At 62.1% G+C, this 18981-nt stretch carries 10 protein-coding genes; 5 read left to right on the top strand and 5 right to left on the bottom strand.

Features of this window, described 5'->3' with window-relative positions; genetic code table 11:
- Positions 1-32 precede the first annotated feature (32 nt).
- Both ACW9H9_RS00720 and ACW9H9_RS00715 read left to right on the top strand, forming a co-directional pair.
- A complete protein-coding gene (locus ACW9H9_RS00720; RefSeq protein WP_457340955.1) occupies positions 33-788 on the top strand; it encodes a metallophosphoesterase in 756 nt (251 codons plus the stop codon).
- A complete protein-coding gene (locus ACW9H9_RS00715) occupies positions 770-1564 on the top strand; it encodes a 4'-phosphopantetheinyl transferase family protein (protein ID WP_457340956.1) in 795 nt (264 codons plus the stop codon). Before ACW9H9_RS00720 ends, ACW9H9_RS00715 begins: the two co-directional genes overlap by 19 nt.
- A gap of 275 nt (positions 1565-1839) precedes the next feature.
- Here ACW9H9_RS00715 and ACW9H9_RS00710 read toward each other — a convergent pair whose 3' ends face one another.
- From ACW9H9_RS00710 to ACW9H9_RS00690, 5 genes are all read right to left on the bottom strand, one after another.
- The gene (locus ACW9H9_RS00710; RefSeq protein WP_457340957.1) at positions 1840-2997 is read right to left on the bottom strand and encodes an FAD-dependent monooxygenase; all 1158 of its coding nucleotides are present in this window, start codon (positions 2995-2997) and stop codon (positions 1840-1842) included.
- A 70-nt stretch (positions 2998-3067) separates the two neighbouring features.
- The gene (locus ACW9H9_RS00705) at positions 3068-10330 is read right to left on the bottom strand and encodes an amino acid adenylation domain-containing protein (protein WP_457340958.1); all 7263 of its coding nucleotides are present in this window, start codon (positions 10328-10330) and stop codon (positions 3068-3070) included.
- A 67-nt stretch (positions 10331-10397) separates the two neighbouring features.
- Positions 10398-11681 carry a glycosyltransferase gene (locus tag ACW9H9_RS00700; protein ID WP_457370518.1) on the bottom strand — a complete coding sequence of 428 codons (1284 nt, stop codon included), beginning with the start codon at positions 11679-11681 and terminating at the stop codon, positions 10398-10400.
- A gap of 578 nt (positions 11682-12259) precedes the next feature.
- Positions 12260-13033, bottom strand: a complete 774-nt coding sequence (locus ACW9H9_RS00695; RefSeq protein ID WP_457340960.1) for a 5'-methylthioadenosine/adenosylhomocysteine nucleosidase — start codon at positions 13031-13033, stop codon at positions 12260-12262.
- Between the two features lie 108 nt (positions 13034-13141).
- Positions 13142-14056, bottom strand: a complete 915-nt coding sequence (locus ACW9H9_RS00690) for a LysR family transcriptional regulator (RefSeq protein WP_457340961.1) — start codon at positions 14054-14056, stop codon at positions 13142-13144.
- A gap of 247 nt (positions 14057-14303) precedes the next feature.
- On the opposite strand from ACW9H9_RS00690, the gene ACW9H9_RS00685 reads away from it, so the two are divergent.
- The 3 genes from ACW9H9_RS00685 to ACW9H9_RS00675 all read left to right on the top strand — a co-directional run bounded on the left by ACW9H9_RS00685 (position 14304) and on the right by ACW9H9_RS00675 (position 18900).
- The gene (locus tag ACW9H9_RS00685; protein ID WP_457340962.1) at positions 14304-15326 is read left to right on the top strand and encodes a zinc-dependent alcohol dehydrogenase family protein; all 1023 of its coding nucleotides are present in this window, start codon (positions 14304-14306) and stop codon (positions 15324-15326) included.
- Between the two features lie 703 nt (positions 15327-16029).
- A complete protein-coding gene (locus ACW9H9_RS00680; protein ID WP_457340963.1) occupies positions 16030-17466 on the top strand; it encodes a hypothetical protein in 1437 nt (478 codons plus the stop codon).
- Positions 17467-17493: 27 nt separating this feature from the next.
- Positions 17494-18900 (top strand): aminotransferase-like domain-containing protein, encoded by a 1407-nt coding sequence (locus ACW9H9_RS00675; protein ID WP_457340964.1) that lies wholly within the window; start codon positions 17494-17496, stop codon positions 18898-18900.
- The last annotated feature ends 81 nt before the right edge of the window (positions 18901-18981 follow it).

Here is an 18981-nt window from a genome sequence, read left to right as displayed (position 1 = left end):
TTGTTTTTAATGCGTGTTTACCAGGTAACCCAATGCGGCTATTTACCGTGTCAGATCTGCACACCGACCACCCGGAGAACTGGAAATGGCTTGAACAGCTGTCGCGCGCCGACTATGTGGATGACACCCTGATCGTGGCCGGTGACGTCGCCGATGAAATCGGCCTGCTCAGGGCCAGCCTCGAGCAGTTGCGCCAGCGTTTTGCCCAAGTGTTTTTTGTGCCGGGCAACCATGATTTATGGGTGATTCGTTCAGACCTGCGCTCATCGTTCGACAAGTACCGCACGGTCAACCAGGCCTGCCACGATGCCGGGGTGCACACCCGGGCCGCGCGGGTCGGCGGCACGTTGATCGTGCCGCTGATGGGGTGGTACGACTACTCGTTCGGGCCGGTGAACGAGACGTTGCGGGCCAACTGGATGGACTTCAAGGCGTGCCAGTGGGACGGCCAGGATGACGACGCGGTGAGCCGGATGTTCGATCAGCTCAACCCGTTGCCGGACACCCGGGGGGCGCAGCACATCGTGTCGTTCTCGCACTTTTTGCCGCGCATCGACCTGATGCCGCGCGGGGTGCCCGCGCAGTATCACTACCTGTACCCGGTGCTGGGCACGACCCGCTTGGAACAGCAAGTGCGACGGCTGGGCGCGCAGACCCACATTTACGGGCACAGCCACCTCAACCGACGGGTCACGCTGGACGGCGTGACCTACATCAACAATGCCTTTGGCTACCCGTCCGAGCGGCATATCGCCAACAAGGACTTGCTGTGCCTGGGGGCGTTGTGACGCCCGGCGTACTGCTGGAGCCTGGGGAAATCCATGTGTGGAGCGCCCGCGATCAACGCATCGATGACCGGGCGCTGTTGGCGCTGTACCACACCTGGCTGTGCGCCGAGGAAGTCGAGCGCATGGGCCGCTTCGTGTTTGAGCGCCATCGCCACCAGTACCTGGTGACCCGGGCGCTGCTGCGCTCTACCTTGTCCCACTACGTACCCGGCGTTACGCCGGGGCAATGGCGGTTCACCACCAATGCCTGGGGTAAACCGTGCGTCGTGGGGCCCCAGGTGGCACCGGCGTTCAACCTGTCCCATACCGAAGGCCGCGTGGTGCTGGCGTTGACGCGGGAAGACAGCGTGGGCGTGGACGTGGAAACGCGTGAACGGAGCGTGGACGTAGACCTGGCCGACCGGTTTTTTTCCGCCGATGAAGTGCGCTACCTCTACAGCCTGCCGAGGGCAGCGCAAGCGTCGGTGTTTCTTAACTTCTGGACCTTGAAGGAGGCTTATATCAAGGCCCGCGGCCAAGGGCTTTCGATTGCACTGGACAGCTTTTCGTTTGATTTGAGCGTGCCGGGGCAGATCGGCTTTGCGTCCGCTGCGCTGCCGGTGGGGGCGGCGCAGGGTTGGCGGTTCTGGCAGTGGGAGGAGGGTACGTTTGTATTTGCGCTGGGGTGTTGCCCGAGCGTGTCGAGACCTGCACGGATGGCGTTACGGTTTTACGGCACGGTGCCGGGGCTGGGGTATTGGCCAAACATTGTCCAGGTGGAACGCAGCACTTTCTGAGCGTGATGGCCGGGTCGGCAGGTTATTGGCGCTGCTGGAGAATGTCGTGCACCTGATCCAGTGCCGTATCGATAGCGCCTAACCCCATGAACAAAGCGAGATGTGCTTTGCGCTGGAGAGAGCCGCTTTCGTTATTTCTGCTTGCGATTTGAACGTCTCTTGTCAGTTGTAGTGGTCACCCGTCTGTCGACCCCGGCCTTGAAGTGACGCCCGTGAGAAGCGCCTTCCTCCACAGGCCACCTCCCACGTTGTATCAACCAAACGGGCCCGCTCGATCAAGGCAACTTGAACGACAGCAACTCAAGGTTTTTCTTGCGCCAAGTGCTTTGTGGCGTAAGGCGCAGATACCACTCGCGCAACCAGCAGGTGAACCTTGATTCGGCCTGTTCGACACCACTCATGAACCGTGCGGCCTTGACCACTTCATTGGCCCGAGGGTGTCGCGAGGCCTGGTAATCGAGCAGGGCCTGCTGGATGGCAGGTGTGCGTTTGAGGTGTTCGGCCAATACCACCGCGTCTTCGATGGCTTGGGCGGCGCCCTGGCCCAGGCTCGGCAGCATGGGGTGGGCGGCGTCTCCCAGCAGGACCACGTGGCCTTCGCAGAATTGCTCGACCGGGTCGCGATCGCGGGCGTGTACTTTCAAGATCGCGCTGTCCGGTGTGGCTTCGATGGCTGCCAGTACTTCCGGCGCCCAGCCGGAGTAGCTGGCCAGTACTTCCTGCTTGCTGCTGTGCAGCGCGGCTTTCTCCGGGTCAGCCTGGTTGCGGGTGCCCCACCAATAGGTGTGGCCATCGCCGACATCACAGATCCCAAAGCGCTTGCCGCGCCCCCAGTAATGCGCCACGTACCCTTCGGTGACCTGGGCGTGGCTCAACGGTGTCACCGCGAGCCAGGCGATGTAGCCCGACGAGCAGATCGGCGTCTGGCCCAGCATCTGTTCGCGGATCACCGAGTTCAGGCCATCGGCGCCGATCAACAGGTCGGCGGTGTGTGTGCTGCCATCCTCAAACGTGACCTGCACCCCGTCCGGTCGCTGGGTGTACCCGGTGCAACGTACGCCGGTCAGCAGCGTCCCCGCGGCCAATTGACCGGCCAGGGCGCGCAACAGCAGCGGCCGCTGGATGTTCACGTTGGGGTGCCCCAGTTCTTCGCCAATGGCGTGGATGGGCATGCTGGCGATGGGGGTGCCGTTGTGTTTCTTGAAGAAAAACTGCCGGATCGCCTGGCCGGCCTGTTGCACCGGGCCATGGGCATCGATCGAATGCAGGGCGGCCATGGCATTGGACATGATCGACAACCCGGTGCCGGTGTCGCGCAGTGACGGTGCCGACTCGAACACCTGCACCTGCCAACCGGCGCGCTGCAAGGCAATGGCGGCGGTGAGGCCGCCGATACCGGCACCCACGACGATCGCTTTCTTGGACTCTTTCATAAGACATTCCGTTATCAAGCCTGGATGAACAGGCAATGGAGCCCGCCTGCGATGGGCGGGCCGTGGGTGATCAGGCCGCCGCGTCGGCGGACAGGCTGTGGTTCACCGTTTGTGTCGTGATTTTGGCGTGGATGACCGCGCCGACCCCTTCGATGTTTGGCGTGCGCATCATCGTCAAATGGTCGCCCTGGACCGCGATACGCTCGACCTGCGGTGAGATGGCCTGCCAGCCTCGGTAAGGGTCGCGAAACGCCGTGCCCACTTGCGTATGGGGTGCCCGCAGGACTTCAGGCAGTTCAAGTTCTGCGGCAAAGAGCGTCAGTGGCAGTGCCAGGGGCGTGAACTCATAGGCCATCAGCGCGTGCCAGTTGGCGGCGAACACCTTGTACAGCTGCAACAGCGCCTGCGCGCTCATGTGCGCGTCGAAACTGCCCAGCGCGATGCCACGTTCGCGGATCGCGGCGAAGGCCTCGGGTTCGCTCAGGCCGCTGAAGTCCAGCTCCTGGTGGGCGTACGCTTTTTGCCCGTCGCCGCTGAGCAGTTCCCACATGAACCAGTTCATGAAGTCAGACCGCTCGACCTGCACCGTGCCTTGCCCGATCCGCATGATGGTGTCCAGCAGGAACACGTTGCTTACCTGCCGCCCACGTTGCTCCAGCGTGCGGGCCAGGGCGTAAGCGACAAACCCACCGTAGGACCAACCGCCAATGTGCAGTGGCCCCTCGGGTGCGGCGCGTTCGATGGCGTCGGCGTAGTGGTCGGCCTGGGCCTGCACCGAGGCCAGGGGTTCACGGCTGTCCCACGTGCCGGTGGCTTGCAAGCCATACAGATGAACCTGTTGCTGGAGCGACTGCGCCAGGGCGGCATAACACAAGACGTGCCCGCCGATAGGGTGCACCAGGAACAACTTGGGTGCGCCGGGCGCATTTTTGAAGTCCACCAGCGCGCCGGCTGAATGCTGTCCTGTCTCGCAGAGGCGCCAGACCTCGGCAAACTCGGCGATGGTCGGGGCCTGGATAAAGTCCGACAGCGGCAACTCCAGGCCTTGCTGCTTGGCCAGCATCGCGATCAGCCGCACCGCTTTCAGCGAGTTGCCACCCATCTCGAAGAAATTGTCGTGAATGCTGATGGGCCCCGTGCCGAGGATGTCCTGCCAATAGGTCTGCAACAGGGTCTCGCGCGGGTTGCCAGGGGCGGTGAATGGCCGCAGGGAAACCTGCTGCACTTCGATTGCCTGCAAGGCCTTGCGGTCGATTTTGCCGGTGGGCCCTACGGGAATACGCGCAATGGTCACCAGCGTGGTTGGCACCATGTACTCCGGCAGCGCGAGGCGCAGCTCGGCCTTGAGCCGCTCAAGGTCGGGTTCCTGTCCGACGGCGGCCTCGACAAACCCGACCAGGTAACGTGCGCCGTCACTGCCCGACTTGTCGATCACCGCTGCCTGCTGGAGGGCGGCGCCGCCGTGCTGGGCCGCCAGGAGCGCGACTTCGATCTCCCCGAGCTCCACCCGATAACCCCGGATTTTCACTTGCACATCGCTGCGGCCCTGGTAGACGAGGTCGCCGGAGGGCAGGGCGTAGGCGATGTCGCCGGTCTTGTACAGGCGCGTCGGGACGCCTGCGAGCGGCTGCTCGCAAAACCGTTCATCTGTCAGCGCCGGCTGGTTCCAATAGCCGTTGGCCAGGCACACGCCTTCAATCAGCAGGTCGCCGCACACGCCCACCGGGCAGGGCTTGCCCGCCGCATCCAGCACATGCAGGCGCACCCCGTCGATGGGCAGGCCGATGGGCGGCAGTGTCGGCCAGCGGGCCGAGTCGCCGTCCAGCAGGCAGGCGCTGACCACGTGGGCTTCCGTCGGGCCGTAGTGGTTGTCGACGCTGCACGGTTGGAGGTGGGCGAGGAAGCCGCGAATCTCGGCGGTGATTTTCAGTTGCTCGCCCGCCACGTGAATCCGCTGCAGTGACGCGGGGTAGATGCCCAATTGCACCGCGACTTCCGCCAGTCCTTGCAGGGCAACGTAGGGCAGAAAGAGGGCGTTGATGGCCCGCGCGTCGATGAATTTGAGCAGGCGCACAAAGTCGTAGCGCAAAGTTTCATCGATCATCACCAACTCGGCGCCGGACGCCAGCGCCGAGAGGATTTCCTGGAACGAGACGTCGAATGAAATCGGTGAATATTGCAGCGTCCTGGTCGCACCGGCCTCGACGTGATAGCGACGGTTTTGCCAGGCAATCAGGTTGGTCAGCGCCTGATGGGGCATGGCCACGCCTTTTGGGCGTCCGGTGGAGCCGGAGGTGTACAGCACGTAAACGTCGTCGCTGCTGGCGATCTGGCGCGCAAGCGTCGCGACCAGGCGGTGGCAGGGCGTCAAGTCTGGTTCGAATTCGGCGACCACGCTGTGCCACGGGCGTTGCTCGGCGTGGGTTTGCAGGTGCAGGGCCGATTCGTCGGCAAACAGCACGAGCCGCGGCTGGGCGTCGGTGAGGATCTGCTGAGCGCGGTGTGCCGGGTAGCTCAAGTCAATCGGTACGTAGGTGGCACCGGCCTGCACCACGCCCAGCATGGCCACGATCAGCAGGTCGGCGCGGGGCAGCATCAACGCCACGCGATGACCCTGGCCGATGCCTTGCCGGTGCAGCCAATGTGCCAGTTGGGCGCTGGCGTCTGCCAGTTGGCGGTATGACAGCTGACCGAGCGCCGGAAGGTCGGCGTGACGGGCAAAGCTGTCGAGTAGCACGCTCGAAATGTTGTCATGGGCATGCGGGCCTGCCGGGTAAACGTGCGCCTGGGGCGGGGCGGGCAGCAGCCGCGGTGTGTGGGGCGCGGCGTGCGGGTCGGCCATCATCCATTCAAGCGTCTGCAACAGGTACTGCGCGTAGGTTTCGACCTGGCGGGTCGCCACCCGCGCGGTGCTGTAGTCCATTTTCAACATCAGCGAGCCGTTGAACGGGTGACGGCCTGCGGTGGTCAGCAAGTCGTAGTTGCTGGCTTCCAGGGTGTCCCAGCCGATCAGGATCTCTTCGCCCGCCACCCGCAGGTCGTCGAGGATGTAGAAGTCGACGTAGTTGAACACCACGTTCACGCTGGCGCCCGTCTCGCGATGGATCAGCGCAAAGGGGTAACGACGGTGGGCCGCCACCTGCTGCTCGTGCTCCATCAGCGTGCCGATCAGGTCCAGCCAGCTCGCAGCGTGCCGTTGAAAGCGCAGCGCCAAGGTGTTGAGAAACAGCCCCAGCACAGCGGCGGCGTCTTCGAACTCCGGACGGCCATGGCTGATGACGCCACACAGCACTTCTTGCTCGTTGGCCAGGATTGCCTGCGCAAAGCAGTGGGCGGTGAGCAGTACGGCGCGCAACGGTAAATCGTGCGCCAGGCAGAAGGCTTCGAGCTGTGCGGCCTCGGCGGCGGGTATTTCGCGGTAGGCCGAGCGATGGGCCTGGGTGTCCGGGGCGAGGGCCGGGGTCCAGTTGAGCAGTGAAGAAACCGGCGGCGATTGCAGGTAGTCCAGCCAGAACCGGCTGTGTTCCTGGCGGGTGAGGGCGTCCAGTTCGAGGGTGATGAAGTCGGCCGGTGTCGTCACCAAGGGCGCCAGGGCATCGGCATCTCCCGTGCGATACAACACCACCAGTTCACGCATCAGGGTGGCCACGCTCCAGCCATCGAGGATGGCGTGGTGAAAGCTGAGCACCAGCTCGATCTCATCGGCCCCCGCGAACACCGCAAAGGTGTAGAGCGGCGCCTGTTGCCAGTCCAGGTGCTGCGCTTGGCACGCTTGCATGTAGTCGTCGACCAACTGCGCGCGGGCCTCGGGGCTCAGCGCAGAGACATCCGTGACATGGGTCTGTGGCTGCGCGGTGGTGTGCACCCGCGCCATGGGCACGTCGACGTGGCTGGTGTCGAACGACATGCGCAAGGCCGGGTGGCGGCGCACCAGTGCGGCCACTGCCAGGTCCCAGGCCTTGGCGTCCCAGCGCAGGCGCAGGTGGTAGCGGAAGATGTCGTGATAGAGGGCAGAGCCTGGGTGCATCATCGAGTGGTAAATCATCCCCACCTGCAGTTGCGAGGCGGGGAACACGTCGTCGAACAGCCCGGCGCTGGCCAGGCGGACGGATTCATCGACATGCACAAAGGGCAGCGCATGGGCCACGGACGGCGACTGTATGACCGGGCCCGAGGTCTGGATGCTGTGGGCCAGCCGGGCGATGGTGGGGTGCTGATACAGCTGGGCCAGCGTGAGGGCGATGCCTTGTTCACGCGCCTTGACTTGCAGGTGAATGACCTTGAGCGAGTCGCCGCCCAGCCGGAAGTAGTTGTCGTGAATGCCCAGCGTTGCCAGGTTGAGGTTGCTTCGCCAGAGCGCGGCCAGCGCTTGCTCTAGGGGCGAGCGGGGCGCGGTGGCATGCGGGTTGGCGGGCGCTGCGAGCGGTGCCGGTAGCGCGGCGCGGTCGAGTTTGCCGTTCACATTCAGCGGGAACTGCTCCAGCACCATCAGGTACTTGGGCACCATGTAGTCGGGCACGTGCAGCGCCAGGGCTTCGAGCAACGCCGGGGGCGATACGGTGTAGCCCGGGTGGGCCAGCATGTAGGCGCCCAGGTACGCGTCGCCTTGCGCGTCGTGACGGGCGACGACCACCACGTCCTTGACCGGGTCCATCGCGTTCAGGTGCGCTTCGATTTCGGACAGTTCGATGCGCAGTCCACGGATTTTTACCTGGAAGTCGGTGCGACCCAGGTACTCGATGCTGCCGTCATGGAGCCAGCGGCCCAGGTCGCCGGTCTTGTAGAGCCGCGCCTTGGCGCCCTGTTGAAACGGTGCATGGATAAACCGCTCGGCGGTCAGGTCCGGGCGGTTCAAGTAGCCCCGCGCCACGCCGATGCCGCCGATGTGGATTTCACCGACGCTGCCCACGGGCAGCGGTTGCAGGCGGCTGTCGAGGATATGCAGTTGGATATTGGCAATCGGCTTGCCGATCGGCACCACGCCGTCATGCAGGTCGGGTTGGCAATGCCAGGCCGAAACGTCGATGGCCGCTTCGGTCGGGCCATACAGGTTGTGCAACTGCACGTCGGGCAGGCGGGCAAAGAACCGCGCTTGCAGCGCAGGGGGCAAGGCTTCGCCGCTGCACAGCACTTGCTTGAGGTCGGGCAGGTGCAACTGCTCGGCCTTGTCCAGGAACAGCTGCAGCATCGATGGCACGAAGTGCAGCACGCTGATACCGGCGCTCGCCATGATGCTCATCAAGTAGTCCGGGTCACGATGGCCGTCCACGCTGGCGACGACCAGGCGCGCACCGCTGAGCAGCGGCAGGAAAAACTCCCACACGGAGACATCAAAGCTGAACGGCGTCTTTTGCAGGATGCGGCTGTGTTCGTCGATCCCGTAGGCCTGTTGCGCCCAGAGCAGCCGGTTGACCACGCCGTCGTGCTGGTTCATCACGCCTTTGGGTTGCCCGGTGGACCCGGAGGTGTAGATCACATACGCCAGGTGCCGGGCGGTCAGGCCCAGTGCGAGCGGGTCGGGGTTGTGCTCGGGTTGGCGGGCCAGGCGCGCCCTGTCAGCGTCCACGCGTATCACCGGCGCCGTAACGGCGGGCAGGCGGGCCAGCAGCGCCTGGGTGGTCAGCAACGCGCACGGGGCGCTGTTGTCCAGCATGTAGGCCAGACGGTCGGCGGGGTATTGGGGGTCCATGGGCACGTAGGCGGCGCCGGCCTTCAGGATGCCCAGCAGGCCTGTGACCATCTCCAGGCTGCGTTCCAGGCAGATGGCGACCCGGTCATCGGGCACCACGCCCAGCTCGAGCAGCGCATGGGCCACCTGGTTGGCGTGGCGGTTGAGTTGGTCGTAGGTCAGCGTCTGGCCTTCGAACTGCACGGCGATGGCGTCGGGATGCGCCTCCACCTGCGCCTCGATCAAACGGTGCAGCAACAGCGTGGGGTCGTAGTCGACGTCGGTGCTGTTCCAGTGCTCAAGGCGCTGTTGTTCTGCTGGCGACATCAGCGGCAGTGCATCGCACGGCGCGTCAAAGTCCAGCGCCACCGTTTGCAGGATGTGGGTCAGGCGATGTTGCAGCGTCTGGATGTCGTGGGCGTCAAAGTAGGCTTCGTTGTAAATCAGGTGCAGCCACACGTCCTCCTGGGGGCCGGTCTGGCGAACGTGCAGCGCCAGCGGCCGCTGTTCGTAGCCATTGCTGAGCTTGAACGGCGTGCCCAGGGCCTGGCCGTAGTAGGTGTCGTGGTCGGTCTCGTAGGACACCGCCAGGTCGAACAATTGCCTGCGTGCCAGACCCTCGGCGGCGAGCTCGCGGCTCAGCTCACTCAAGGGGTAACGCTGATGGCGGTAATCTTTTTTGAGCGTCAGGGCGATCTCGCCGACCAGTTCGCTAAAACTCAGGTCGGTGCCAAGGTTCAGGCGCACGGCGCTCATGCTGGCGAACGCGCCGACCGTGGCCTTTTGCGCCGCATTGGCCCGATTGAGCAGCGGTATGCCCACCACCAGGTCATCACGTTGGGTCAGTCGCGCGAAGTAGCTGTAAAACGCGCCGAGCATCACATGAAAAATCGTGGCCTTCGCCGACTCTGCCGCCAGGTCGCCAAGTCGATCGAACAGCGCGCGTGGAAGGCGCCAGGCATGGTTTTGGCTCGGGGCTGGCGCCTGGCCGGACTCGCGCCGCAGACGAGGCGAAAGCAAGGGCTCTGGCGGGACGCGGTACTTGTCCAACCAGTACTGGCGCTGATGCGCAAAAGAAGAGGACGTTGTGTAGCTGCGCTCCTGTTGCACATACGCCTGGAAAGACGGCGCTACTGGGGTTTCGGCGCCCGGGCCCTGCGTGTAGGCCTGGCCCACCCCACGGGTGATGAGGGCCAGCGCCCAGCCATCGACGACCAGGTGATGCCCGTTGAACAGCAGGAAATGGAGGTTGTCCTGAACCTTGACCAGGCTTACGCGTAACAGCAATGGCCCATCGAAGGAAAAAGGGGTTTGAAGGTCGCGCTCCATGAACGCCAAGGCGGCGCGCTCGGGGTCATCGTTTGCCGATACATCGCAAAACACCAGCGGCAAATGGGCCGACTCTAAAAAGAACTGGCGCGGCAACGGGTGCTCGGACGAACCGGGGACCAGCCGGGTGCGCAATGCATCGTGTTGCGCCACTGTTTTATCGAGAGCGGCTTGAAGCCGGTCTACGTCCACGGGCCCTTGGATGCGTAGGTAGCCGCCGATGTTGTAGAGCGGAAGCTGCTCGTGCAGAGATTGATCCAGCCAGATGTCCAGCTGTGGCGCCGTGAGGGGGTGAAGGGTGCGGTGGGCGCTCGATACGTCGGGAATCTGAGTCATCACTGTTCTCCGGGAGTCGCTTTGTTGAAGGCGTGAGGAGGCAAAAAGGCGGGCTTTATTCGGGCAATCAGTGCGCGGCCGCTAACCGGCTTTTGGGGGCGCCCGTGGCCGGTCGAACGAGGGCCTCAAGCCGTTGGGCGACTGTCTCGCCGGCCGATTGACCGTGGGAAATCCGGGTTTGGTAGCGCTGGCAATTGGCGCGAATGTCGTCGCTGTTGAGTGCTGTCTCCAGCGCCGCCGCCAAGGATTCGCCGGTCAGCGGCGCAAAGACCTGCACCCCGCAGCCCAAGCGCACCATGCGGGCGGCGTTATCGAATTGGTCATGGGCAAAAGGCGTGGCGACCTGCGGGATTGCGGCGGCGATGGCCAGGGCCAGGGTCCCGATGCCACCGTGGTGCACCAGGGCCGCGCAGCGCGCCAGGATGCTGCTCAACGGAACGTAGCGACGGACCAGAATGGTGCCATCGGCCAGTAGCGCCGGGTCGACCGGCTGGCTCGTCAGGAACAGGCCTCGCCGACGGGTCAACTTGAGTGCCTGGGCGGCGGCGGCAAAATACTGATCGGCATCGACCAATGTAGAGCCCGGGGTAAACACAACGGGCGGCGCTTCACTCAAGAAGCGCTCGAGTGGGATGTCTGGCTCATGGGCCTCGGGGTCATCGAACAATGGAAACCCGGTCAACAGGGTGCCGGCAGGCCAGTCACGTTGTACCGGGGCGAACCAGTCGGGGAATAAACCCAAGGCCTGGCCCGGGGAGCAAATCCATCGGCTGATGATGTGTTTGACCGGCGCGAGCCCCAGCTGCGCCCGGAATTCGTTCAAGGCAGGCGCTATCGTCCGATCCAGGTGCGCCCGTTCAACGAAGTTGAGTAGCAAGCGCCGTACGGGATAGGGCACGAAATCCGGCAGGTTTGTACCGGGTGCGTTGGTGGAGGGCGCGAACGAGGACCAGAAACCATAAGGCGAGACTTGCGCCGTGATCAACGGAACGCCTTTTTTCTCGTGCAGCAAACGCGCAGAAAACGCCCACAAGGAACCCAACAGGACGGTTTGGTCATCGCAGGCGTTTTCCAGGCACGCGTACTGTTCGCGCAACAGGCTTGCCACCGCGGACCATAAACTTTTAAGCGACGTTTTGGGGTTCCATAACTCAGGATCTGCCATGAGCGCGTTGTATTCCTCAACCGTCCCTAGCGGTAGAAAGTTAAAGCCATTGCGTTCTATTAGTGAGGCAAAGGCAGCACTGGTACAAAAACTTACGCGGTGGCCACGGGCGAGAAGTGTTCGCCCAATACCGACAAAAGGATGCACATCTCCGGCCGAGCCGATTGCGGTGATTATGACGTGCATAGGCACTCCTTGTGGACGACTTTTCCATGATGAAAGTTTAAACTTTTTGCACGCTCTCCTTTGAGCGAAGTGCATTTCACAATAAGTGAAGGGCAGACGATACCCCCCTGTTTTAGGGGGTGTCCCGGAATCGTCGGTCATTTTTTTGGGTGAAATGAGGGGGCGGGAAGTGCGTTGAGTTGAATGGGGGCGGGTAAGGGTGGTTGGGCAAGATTATTGCAATAAATATGGATATTTATTGGCGGTGGAGAGATTCATATTTTATGGATAAGTATAAAAACTATGCCAGTTTAATAGTGGGCGCACTGTGCGCGGATCACGCGCGTACTTGATTTTTTAGTAGGAAAAGCAACAGGCTTATACACTTTTAATGGCTTCGTCTGCCGGCGCATAAAGTGGGGTGACGCCAATTATCCATGCCGATCAGGCACTTATGCAGACGTACAGACCAATAGTCGTGAAGTTGACTGCGTGCTGCAGCGCTCGCCGCTCGTATCATTTTGATCCCTCCCTTGAAATCAACCCGACACATCGAGTGTTCAAGGCAAGAAAATGCCTACGAGGGCGAGGGCAGTCCGTTACGATTTAGACAGTATTTCGCACAGGCGACGCACTACACCAAACGCATATTTTGAGGCGACTGAGTTGACGAAGCGGCCAAAATCCGTCGCAGCGTCGTCGTTGGCGTTATCGGAAATGGAACGCATGATGGCAAAAGGCAGTTCCAGTTCAAAACAGACCTGGGCCACCGCGCCGCCTTCCATCTCCAGCGCGAGCAAATCCGGTAAGGCTTCCTTGATACCCGCGAGCTGGCTGCGACTGGCGATGAACTGATCGCCACTTCCAATCAACCCCCGGTGCAGCTGTGGGCGGGTCAAGGAAAACTCCAGCACTTCACGTTCATCGACTGCCGTGGTGAGGTCATGCTCGATAAAGTGCTGGGCGGCGCTAGCCAACTGGTCACTCAGCAGCGCATGACTGTTAAAAAACGCCACGCCCGTCAACGGCACTTCAAAACGCGGGAACAGTGGCCGTGCGTCCATGTCGTGTTGCACGAGTGTGTCGGCCACCACGATGTCACCGACCGCCACGTCATGACTGCCGCTGCCCGCGACACCTGTAAATACAATGTGGGTCACCCCAAATTTTTCCACCAGGAGGGTCGCCGTGGTCGCGGCGGCGACTTTGCCGATACGAGACAACACACACACGGCATCAATATTCCACAGGCGCCCCGAGGTGTAATCGCGCATGCCGTGTGTGGTGGTGTGTACCGCGTCCATGACTTCAATCAGGCCCTGCTGCTCTTCGGCCAAAGCACTGATAATCCCTAACCGTATTTCTTGACTCATTCTATTGGATCCTCTTGTTTTCAGAATGCGGCTGACGCATGGGGGGAGGGGTAGGCTTTGCGGGTCATGGAATGCCCATCGGTGCTTGCGTGAGGGTAGCGCTGCTTGTTACAAGCTATCCGGATCCCCAAAAAACATCTGAATCCGCGACCGCAACCACCGCTCTCCCGGATCATTGTCCTGGGATCCACGCCACGCCATATGCAGCTCGAACGTCCTCACCGGCAATGGCGGATCTTCAGCCCGCAACCCGCCCGCGGCCGTTAGCACCTCTGCGGCGTAATCCGGCACGGTGGCGACAATATCAGTGCCCGCCAGCAACGTGCCCAGCCCGTTGAACTGCGGCACGGCCAGCACTACGTGGCGTTTGCGTCCCAGTTTTTCCAGTTCTTCATCCAGAAACCCGCTCAAGTCCCCGGCAAATGACACCAGGGCGTGAGGGCGGGCGCAGAAGTCGTCCAGGCTCATGGCGCCCGGCATGCTGTCGGCGCGCAGTAGCATGGGTTTGCTGCGGCGCAGGACTTTGCGCTTGGCGTTGGCGGGCAGGTCGGTGGTGTAGCTCACGCCGATGGAGATTTCGCCAGACGCCAGCAGGTTGGGCATCAACAGGTAGTTCACGCGGCGCACCACCAGCACGATGCCGGGCGCTTCGGCGCGCAGGCGTTTGAGCAGCAGGGGCAGCAGGGCGAATTCGACTTCGTCCGACAGGCCAACGCGAAATACCGCCGTGCTGGTGGCCGGATCGAACTCGGACGCGCGGCTGACGGCGGTGGAGATCGAGTCCAGGGCCGGGGAGAGCAGGGCGAAGATTTCCACGGCACGGGCCGAGGGTTCCATGCTGCGCCCGGTGCGCACGAACAGCGGGTCGTCGAACAAACCGCGCAGGCGCGACAACGCCGCGCTGATCGCGGGCTGGCCGAGAAACAGTTTTTCGGCAGCACGGGTCACGCTGCGCTCGTGCATCAGGGTTTCGAATACGATCAGCAGGTTCAGGTCGACACGACGCAGGTCGTTACGGTTCATCTTGTGTCCTGGCGGGGTCAGCAAACTTGACGAGAACGGTCATACAAGAACAATGACCGGCATTAATCTTACGGGTAAAGACTGGTACTCTGCACCGGCTAATTCATTTTTCCTACGTGATGAGAAGCGTTTTCCGCATGTGCGGAATCAATGACAGGCATGTCGACTATTAATAGCGACCGGTGGCCTTGCCTCCAAAGCCCATATAGAGTTCGTGTCAATAGAGGTTACTTTGACGAGGTTTGCGATGTCCCGCACGATCCGCTTTCACAAGTTTGGTCCGGCCGAGGTGCTCAAATGCGAAGAGCATGCAGCCGCGCAGCCTGCACCGGGCGAAGTGCAGGTGCGTGTCGAAGCGATTGGCATCAGCTGGTACGACATTCTCTGGCGCCAGAACCTGGCGTCGTCTCATGCCCGCCTGCCCTCCGGCCTTGGCCATGAAATGGCCGGTGTGGTGGTGGCAGTGGGTGAGGGTGTTGAAGACCTGAACGTCGGTGACAAAGTCGCCAGCTTCCCTGCTGAAAGCCCCAATGATTACCCCGTGTATGGTGAGCAGATTGTGCTGCCCCGTTCGGCCCTGACCCGTTATCCGGATATCTTGAGCCCGGTGCAAGCCAGTGTGTACTACACGCCGTTGCTGGTGGCCTACTTTGCTTATGTTGACTTGGCGCGGGTCAAGCCCGGGCAATTTGCCCTGGTGACAGACGCCAGCCATTGCGCCGGCCCCTCGTTCGTGCAACTGGGCAAGGCCTTGGGTGCGCGGGTGATTGCGGCGACCAAGACCCGCGACGAGCGTGAATACCTGCTCTCGCTGGGCGCCGAGAAGGTCATCGTCACGGAAGAGCAGGACTTGCTGATGCAAATCAACAAGCTGACCGACAACCGGGGCGTAGACGCGGTGTTTGACGGCCTCGGCGGCCCGCAGATGTCCTTGCTGGGCGACGTGTTGGCGCCGCGGGGCAGCCTGGTGTTGTACGGCCTGCAAGGGGGCAACCAGACACCGTTCCCGGCGTGCGCGGCCTTTCAGAAGAACATTCAGTTCTTTGTGCACTGCATCAGCAATTTCACCGGCAAGCCGGAACTGGGGATTATCCAGGACCATGTTGCGCTGCAACGTGCCTTGCGTGACATCAACCAGTTGACTGCCGATGGCGTGCTGACGCCGTTGAAAACCACGGTGTTTGAGTTTAACCAGTTCGTCGAGGCGCACCGTTACATGGGCGAATGCCCGTGCCGTGAGCGGGTTGCGTTGCAGGTAGAAGCTGTTTGAGTTGTGGGAATATTCGCAAACGAATGTTCCCGTCCCCGCGTGAAGGGGGCAATTACGCCATTTGCCGGGCGGTAGAGGGGGCTTGCCCTCCATCGCCTTTATCCCGCCATACCCCGTAAACGAAGCTGTTGCCCCCCGATGCCGCGCCTGATTGCAGCGCGGCATTGTCGTATGAGCGCGCGCGCCGCCCAGGTGTTTTGCGGTCTGAACTGGTTTTTGCCAGGCTTCTGTATCTGTTAATCATTATTCAAGTCTCGATAATTGCCCCGTCAATGTCATCTCAAGGACTGAGCAATGATTGAATGTCTGAAGTTAGAAGCCGTGCCCGCTACAACCCATAACGTGATGGGGGCCGGGCGCGGACTAAAAAGCTTGTTTCGGAGTGCTGCGTACTTGGCGCGTCCTGTGCTTACTAAGTTAGTCGTGTCAGATACTTCCTTAGTTTGTGAATTAAAAGAACGTAGGACGCTGTCGGAACGTTCCTAGGCCGGGTCGCTGGGCCGCCAAGGGCAAGGAGCCCTCTGGTTTCAGCGGTTCTGGCGAGTCGGCTTTTCCCAGGAATTGCATGTTTCGCTTTGTTGCGCGGTGCTAACGTTAATTGACAGCACAGACGCAGCAAACGTCACCCCTGCAGACGCATTACATCGAGCAAACACTGTAACGCTTGCTTGGAACTGGTACCTCAAATCAGGTAGTAAAACTTATGAGCACTATTCACGAACAAGCCATGAACTATGTTTATCAACAAGTGCTGCAACGGTTGACCGCTTACTTCTCCCGTGACGAACGAACAGCCCTTCAACTCTTGATTCAACGCATTACCGTGGCGGCGGGCGGTATGGAGCAGGTGGGCAATTACAAGGTGCTGGTGGTTCACGGCGGCGGGCAGGTCAGCAGTTACACCGTGGCACTGCTGCGGGCTGCACAGCTGACGATTGCGGGTCGCTCGCCCAAGACGTTCCACCTGCGGGTCGCCACGTTGCGCCACCCCGGCATGAGCCAGAAAGCCCTCGACACCCTTCACCGCGGCTACAGCGCATTGTTCTTCCACGATGACCCCCGTGTGGAATTGCTGATGGTGGAACACCAGGAAGTCTTGCCCTTCAACCATTTGCGCCCGGTTTCCAGCGCCGGCCAGAGCGCCAGCCGACGCAATATGCTGATGGTGGGGCACCTGACATCGGGGGATATTCGGGCCACCCTGTGTAACGATGCCTACATGGCCATGGGCGATTTTTACCAGCGTGTTGCGGCATGGAACGGCGGCGTGCACGCCTTGGTCAGTGGCGACAGCCCGCGCAAGCAGCGCCAGTACCTCGCCTGGCTGAAGAAAACCGTGCAGGGCGCAGGCGTGTACGTCGCGCCGCGTCGGCCCTTGGCGCTTGGTGCGCTGTTCACGCGTATGGACGAGTGGAGCGCCGGTTATTACCAAGCCCTGTACGGGGACCATTACCAGGAACGCGAACTCTTCAGCCCCGAGGTTCAGCGGCCCCTGGCCTATATCGGCATTGCCGACCTGCTGGAAGACGTCAACCCCGGTTCGACCGGCGTACTCGCCGAGTTCCTGGCCTACACACCCGATGAATTCGGTTTTCATTTCAGCAATCCGACCTATGCCAACCCGCTGTTGATGGCGCATTTGCGCGGTTTGCAAGCACAAAGCCTGCGGGAGCTTTCCTACGAGGAGGGCGTTGAAGGTTTTATCCAGCAGGCAGCGTCCTACCTGCGTCGTCGAAATATCCCGGACCTTCTGTTGGCGCAGGCAGGCACCCCTGATGGGCGGATTCTGTCAGCCACCTACGCTCAGGAATTCTTTGGCCTGGATGAAAACCAACTGACCTGCCTGCTGTTCTCGCCGTTCATCCACCATGGCGAGCGGTTGGAAAGCTACCTGCGCCAATGCCATCCCGGCATGCTGGTGGTGCTTCCCGAGTTGCACAAGGCGCTTCAGGGTAAGCCGTGCGCCGACATGCTCGAGCAGTGGCTCGCCGATATCAGCGGCCTGCCCATGGCGTTGCTGCAACACCTGTATCGCCATCGGCCAACCCGCACGAGCCCGGGGCATGAGGGCGCGGGCTCGCGTGCAGCCCGTTTCATGCTGAGCAACGAGGCACGGGCCTGCCAGTTGTCCGGGCGTTAAGGGCATGCCGTCGACCGGGCCGCAGCGATGACCTTGAAAGGTGAGCGGCAGACCGACTTCGCCTACCAGGCGGTCTACCGCTACGTGATCAGCCTGATCAACGAGATCAGCACGGACGTGCCGGTCAAACTGCCGTCGTTGCGGCAATTGGCCGATCGCCTGAGTGTGTCGATCTCGACCATCCAATACGCCTATTCCCTGCTGGAAAAAGAAGGCCGTGTGTATTCGGTGGCCAAGTCCGGTTATTACGCCTGGCCGGTGTCTGCCCAGGCACCGGGCTGCACCGGGGGCGACCTGCTGGAGCGCCTCTACACCGGCGCGAGGCGCCCGGGTGCGCTGGTGCTCAGCGGTGACGAACCGGCCTTGCTGGCATCGCTGGACGGCGCCTTGCTGCTGCTGGAGCGCGAATTGGTGCGCCAATACCCGAGCCGTTTGCAGCCCTGGTCCCAGCCTGCGGGCGTGTGGGAATTGCGCGCGGCACTGGCGGCGCGCTACACCACCTCGCCCACGCGTTGCTGGCAGGCCGATGACGTGTACATCGGCTCGGATCTGCGCGGGGTGCTGGAAATCCTCATTGAAGTGCTGGGGCTCAAAGGTGCGACGGTGCTGGTTGAGTCGCCCTGCGAGTGGCTGATCCTGCGGCTGCTGCAGGACGCAGGCGTGCGCATTATCGAGCTGCCCCTAGGGCCGGAGGGTGGCCTGGACCTGACGACTTTTGAACACCTGCTGCGCAACGAGCCGGTGCATCTGGTGGTGCTTTCCTCTGCTGTCAGCCTGCCCTCGGGCGCGGTGATGCCCCAGGCCGAGCGCCTGCAAGTCGCCAGCCTGCTGGACCACTATGGGTGCTGGCTGCTGGAAAACGACACCGGCGGCGAGCTGTGTTTCGACGCGCCCCCCAAAGCGCTGCGCGAGCTGGTCAACCCGGAGCGGTTGTTGGTGTTTGCCACTTTCGAAAAAGTCCTGGGGCCCGAAGCGCCCTTTGGGTATTTGCTGACGCGTCACTTGCGCAGCGAGTTGCAGCGCCAGTTCCTGCTGCGCTCGTTTCGCCTGTCTTCGATTCGCCAGCGCGCCATCGCCCGCCTGTACCAAGGCCCCCGGATCGACCAGCACCTCGACCACCTGCGCCAGCTACTTCAGCAGCAGGCCCGCTTGATGAGCCAACGCCTGGACGAGCACCTGGGCGACAGCGTGAGCTACCGCATGCCTCTTGCCGGTGCGACGTTCTGGCTGCGGGCCGAGCGACCGGTGGACATGCGCCAGGTGTTCCAGCGCCTGTTGGCCCAACACGTGGTGGTGGCACCGGGCGAGCTGTTCAGCGTGAGCGGCCTGCACGCGCAACACCTGCGGTTGAGCCACACCTTTGATGGCCAGCACAACCTGAGCATCGCCCTGGACGAACTGGCCCGGGCATTGCGCCAGGCACAGCTGGGCTAGGCAGAAAGATCTCTAAAAGCTGTAGGATTTATAACGTCGCGCAGCAGTCCAACTCTCAGTAAACTGCGATCCTTTTCCGAA

This window comes from Pseudomonas sp. SDO5215_S409 (assembly GCF_054071325.1).
Note: the sequence above shows the minus strand (reverse complement) of the source record. Positions and strands in the feature narration are given on the sequence as shown.

What these genes read in the sequence shown, in the direction of transcription:
- ACW9H9_RS00720 (WP_457340955.1), top strand. Translation starts at nt 33, where the DNA reads ATGCGGCTATTTACCGTGTCAGATCTGCACACCGACCACCCGGAGAAC.
- ACW9H9_RS00710 (WP_457340957.1), bottom strand. Translation starts at nt 2,997, where the DNA reads ATGAAAGAGTCCAAGAAAGCGATCGTCGTGGGTGCCGGTATCGGCGGC.
- ACW9H9_RS00705 (WP_457340958.1), bottom strand. Translation starts at nt 10,330, where the DNA reads ATGACTCAGATTCCCGACGTATCGAGCGCCCACCGCACCCTTCACCCC.
- ACW9H9_RS00700 (WP_457370518.1), bottom strand. Translation starts at nt 11,681, where the DNA reads ATGCACGTCATAATCACCGCAATCGGCTCGGCCGGAGATGTGCATCCT.
- ACW9H9_RS00695 (WP_457340960.1), bottom strand. Translation starts at nt 13,033, where the DNA reads ATGAGTCAAGAAATACGGTTAGGGATTATCAGTGCTTTGGCCGAAGAG.
- ACW9H9_RS00690 (WP_457340961.1), bottom strand. Translation starts at nt 14,056, where the DNA reads ATGAACCGTAACGACCTGCGTCGTGTCGACCTGAACCTGCTGATCGTA.
- ACW9H9_RS00685 (WP_457340962.1), top strand. Translation starts at nt 14,304, where the DNA reads ATGTCCCGCACGATCCGCTTTCACAAGTTTGGTCCGGCCGAGGTGCTC.
- ACW9H9_RS00680 (WP_457340963.1), top strand. Translation starts at nt 16,030, where the DNA reads ATGAGCACTATTCACGAACAAGCCATGAACTATGTTTATCAACAAGTG.
- ACW9H9_RS00675 (WP_457340964.1), top strand. Translation starts at nt 17,494, where the DNA reads ATGACCTTGAAAGGTGAGCGGCAGACCGACTTCGCCTACCAGGCGGTC.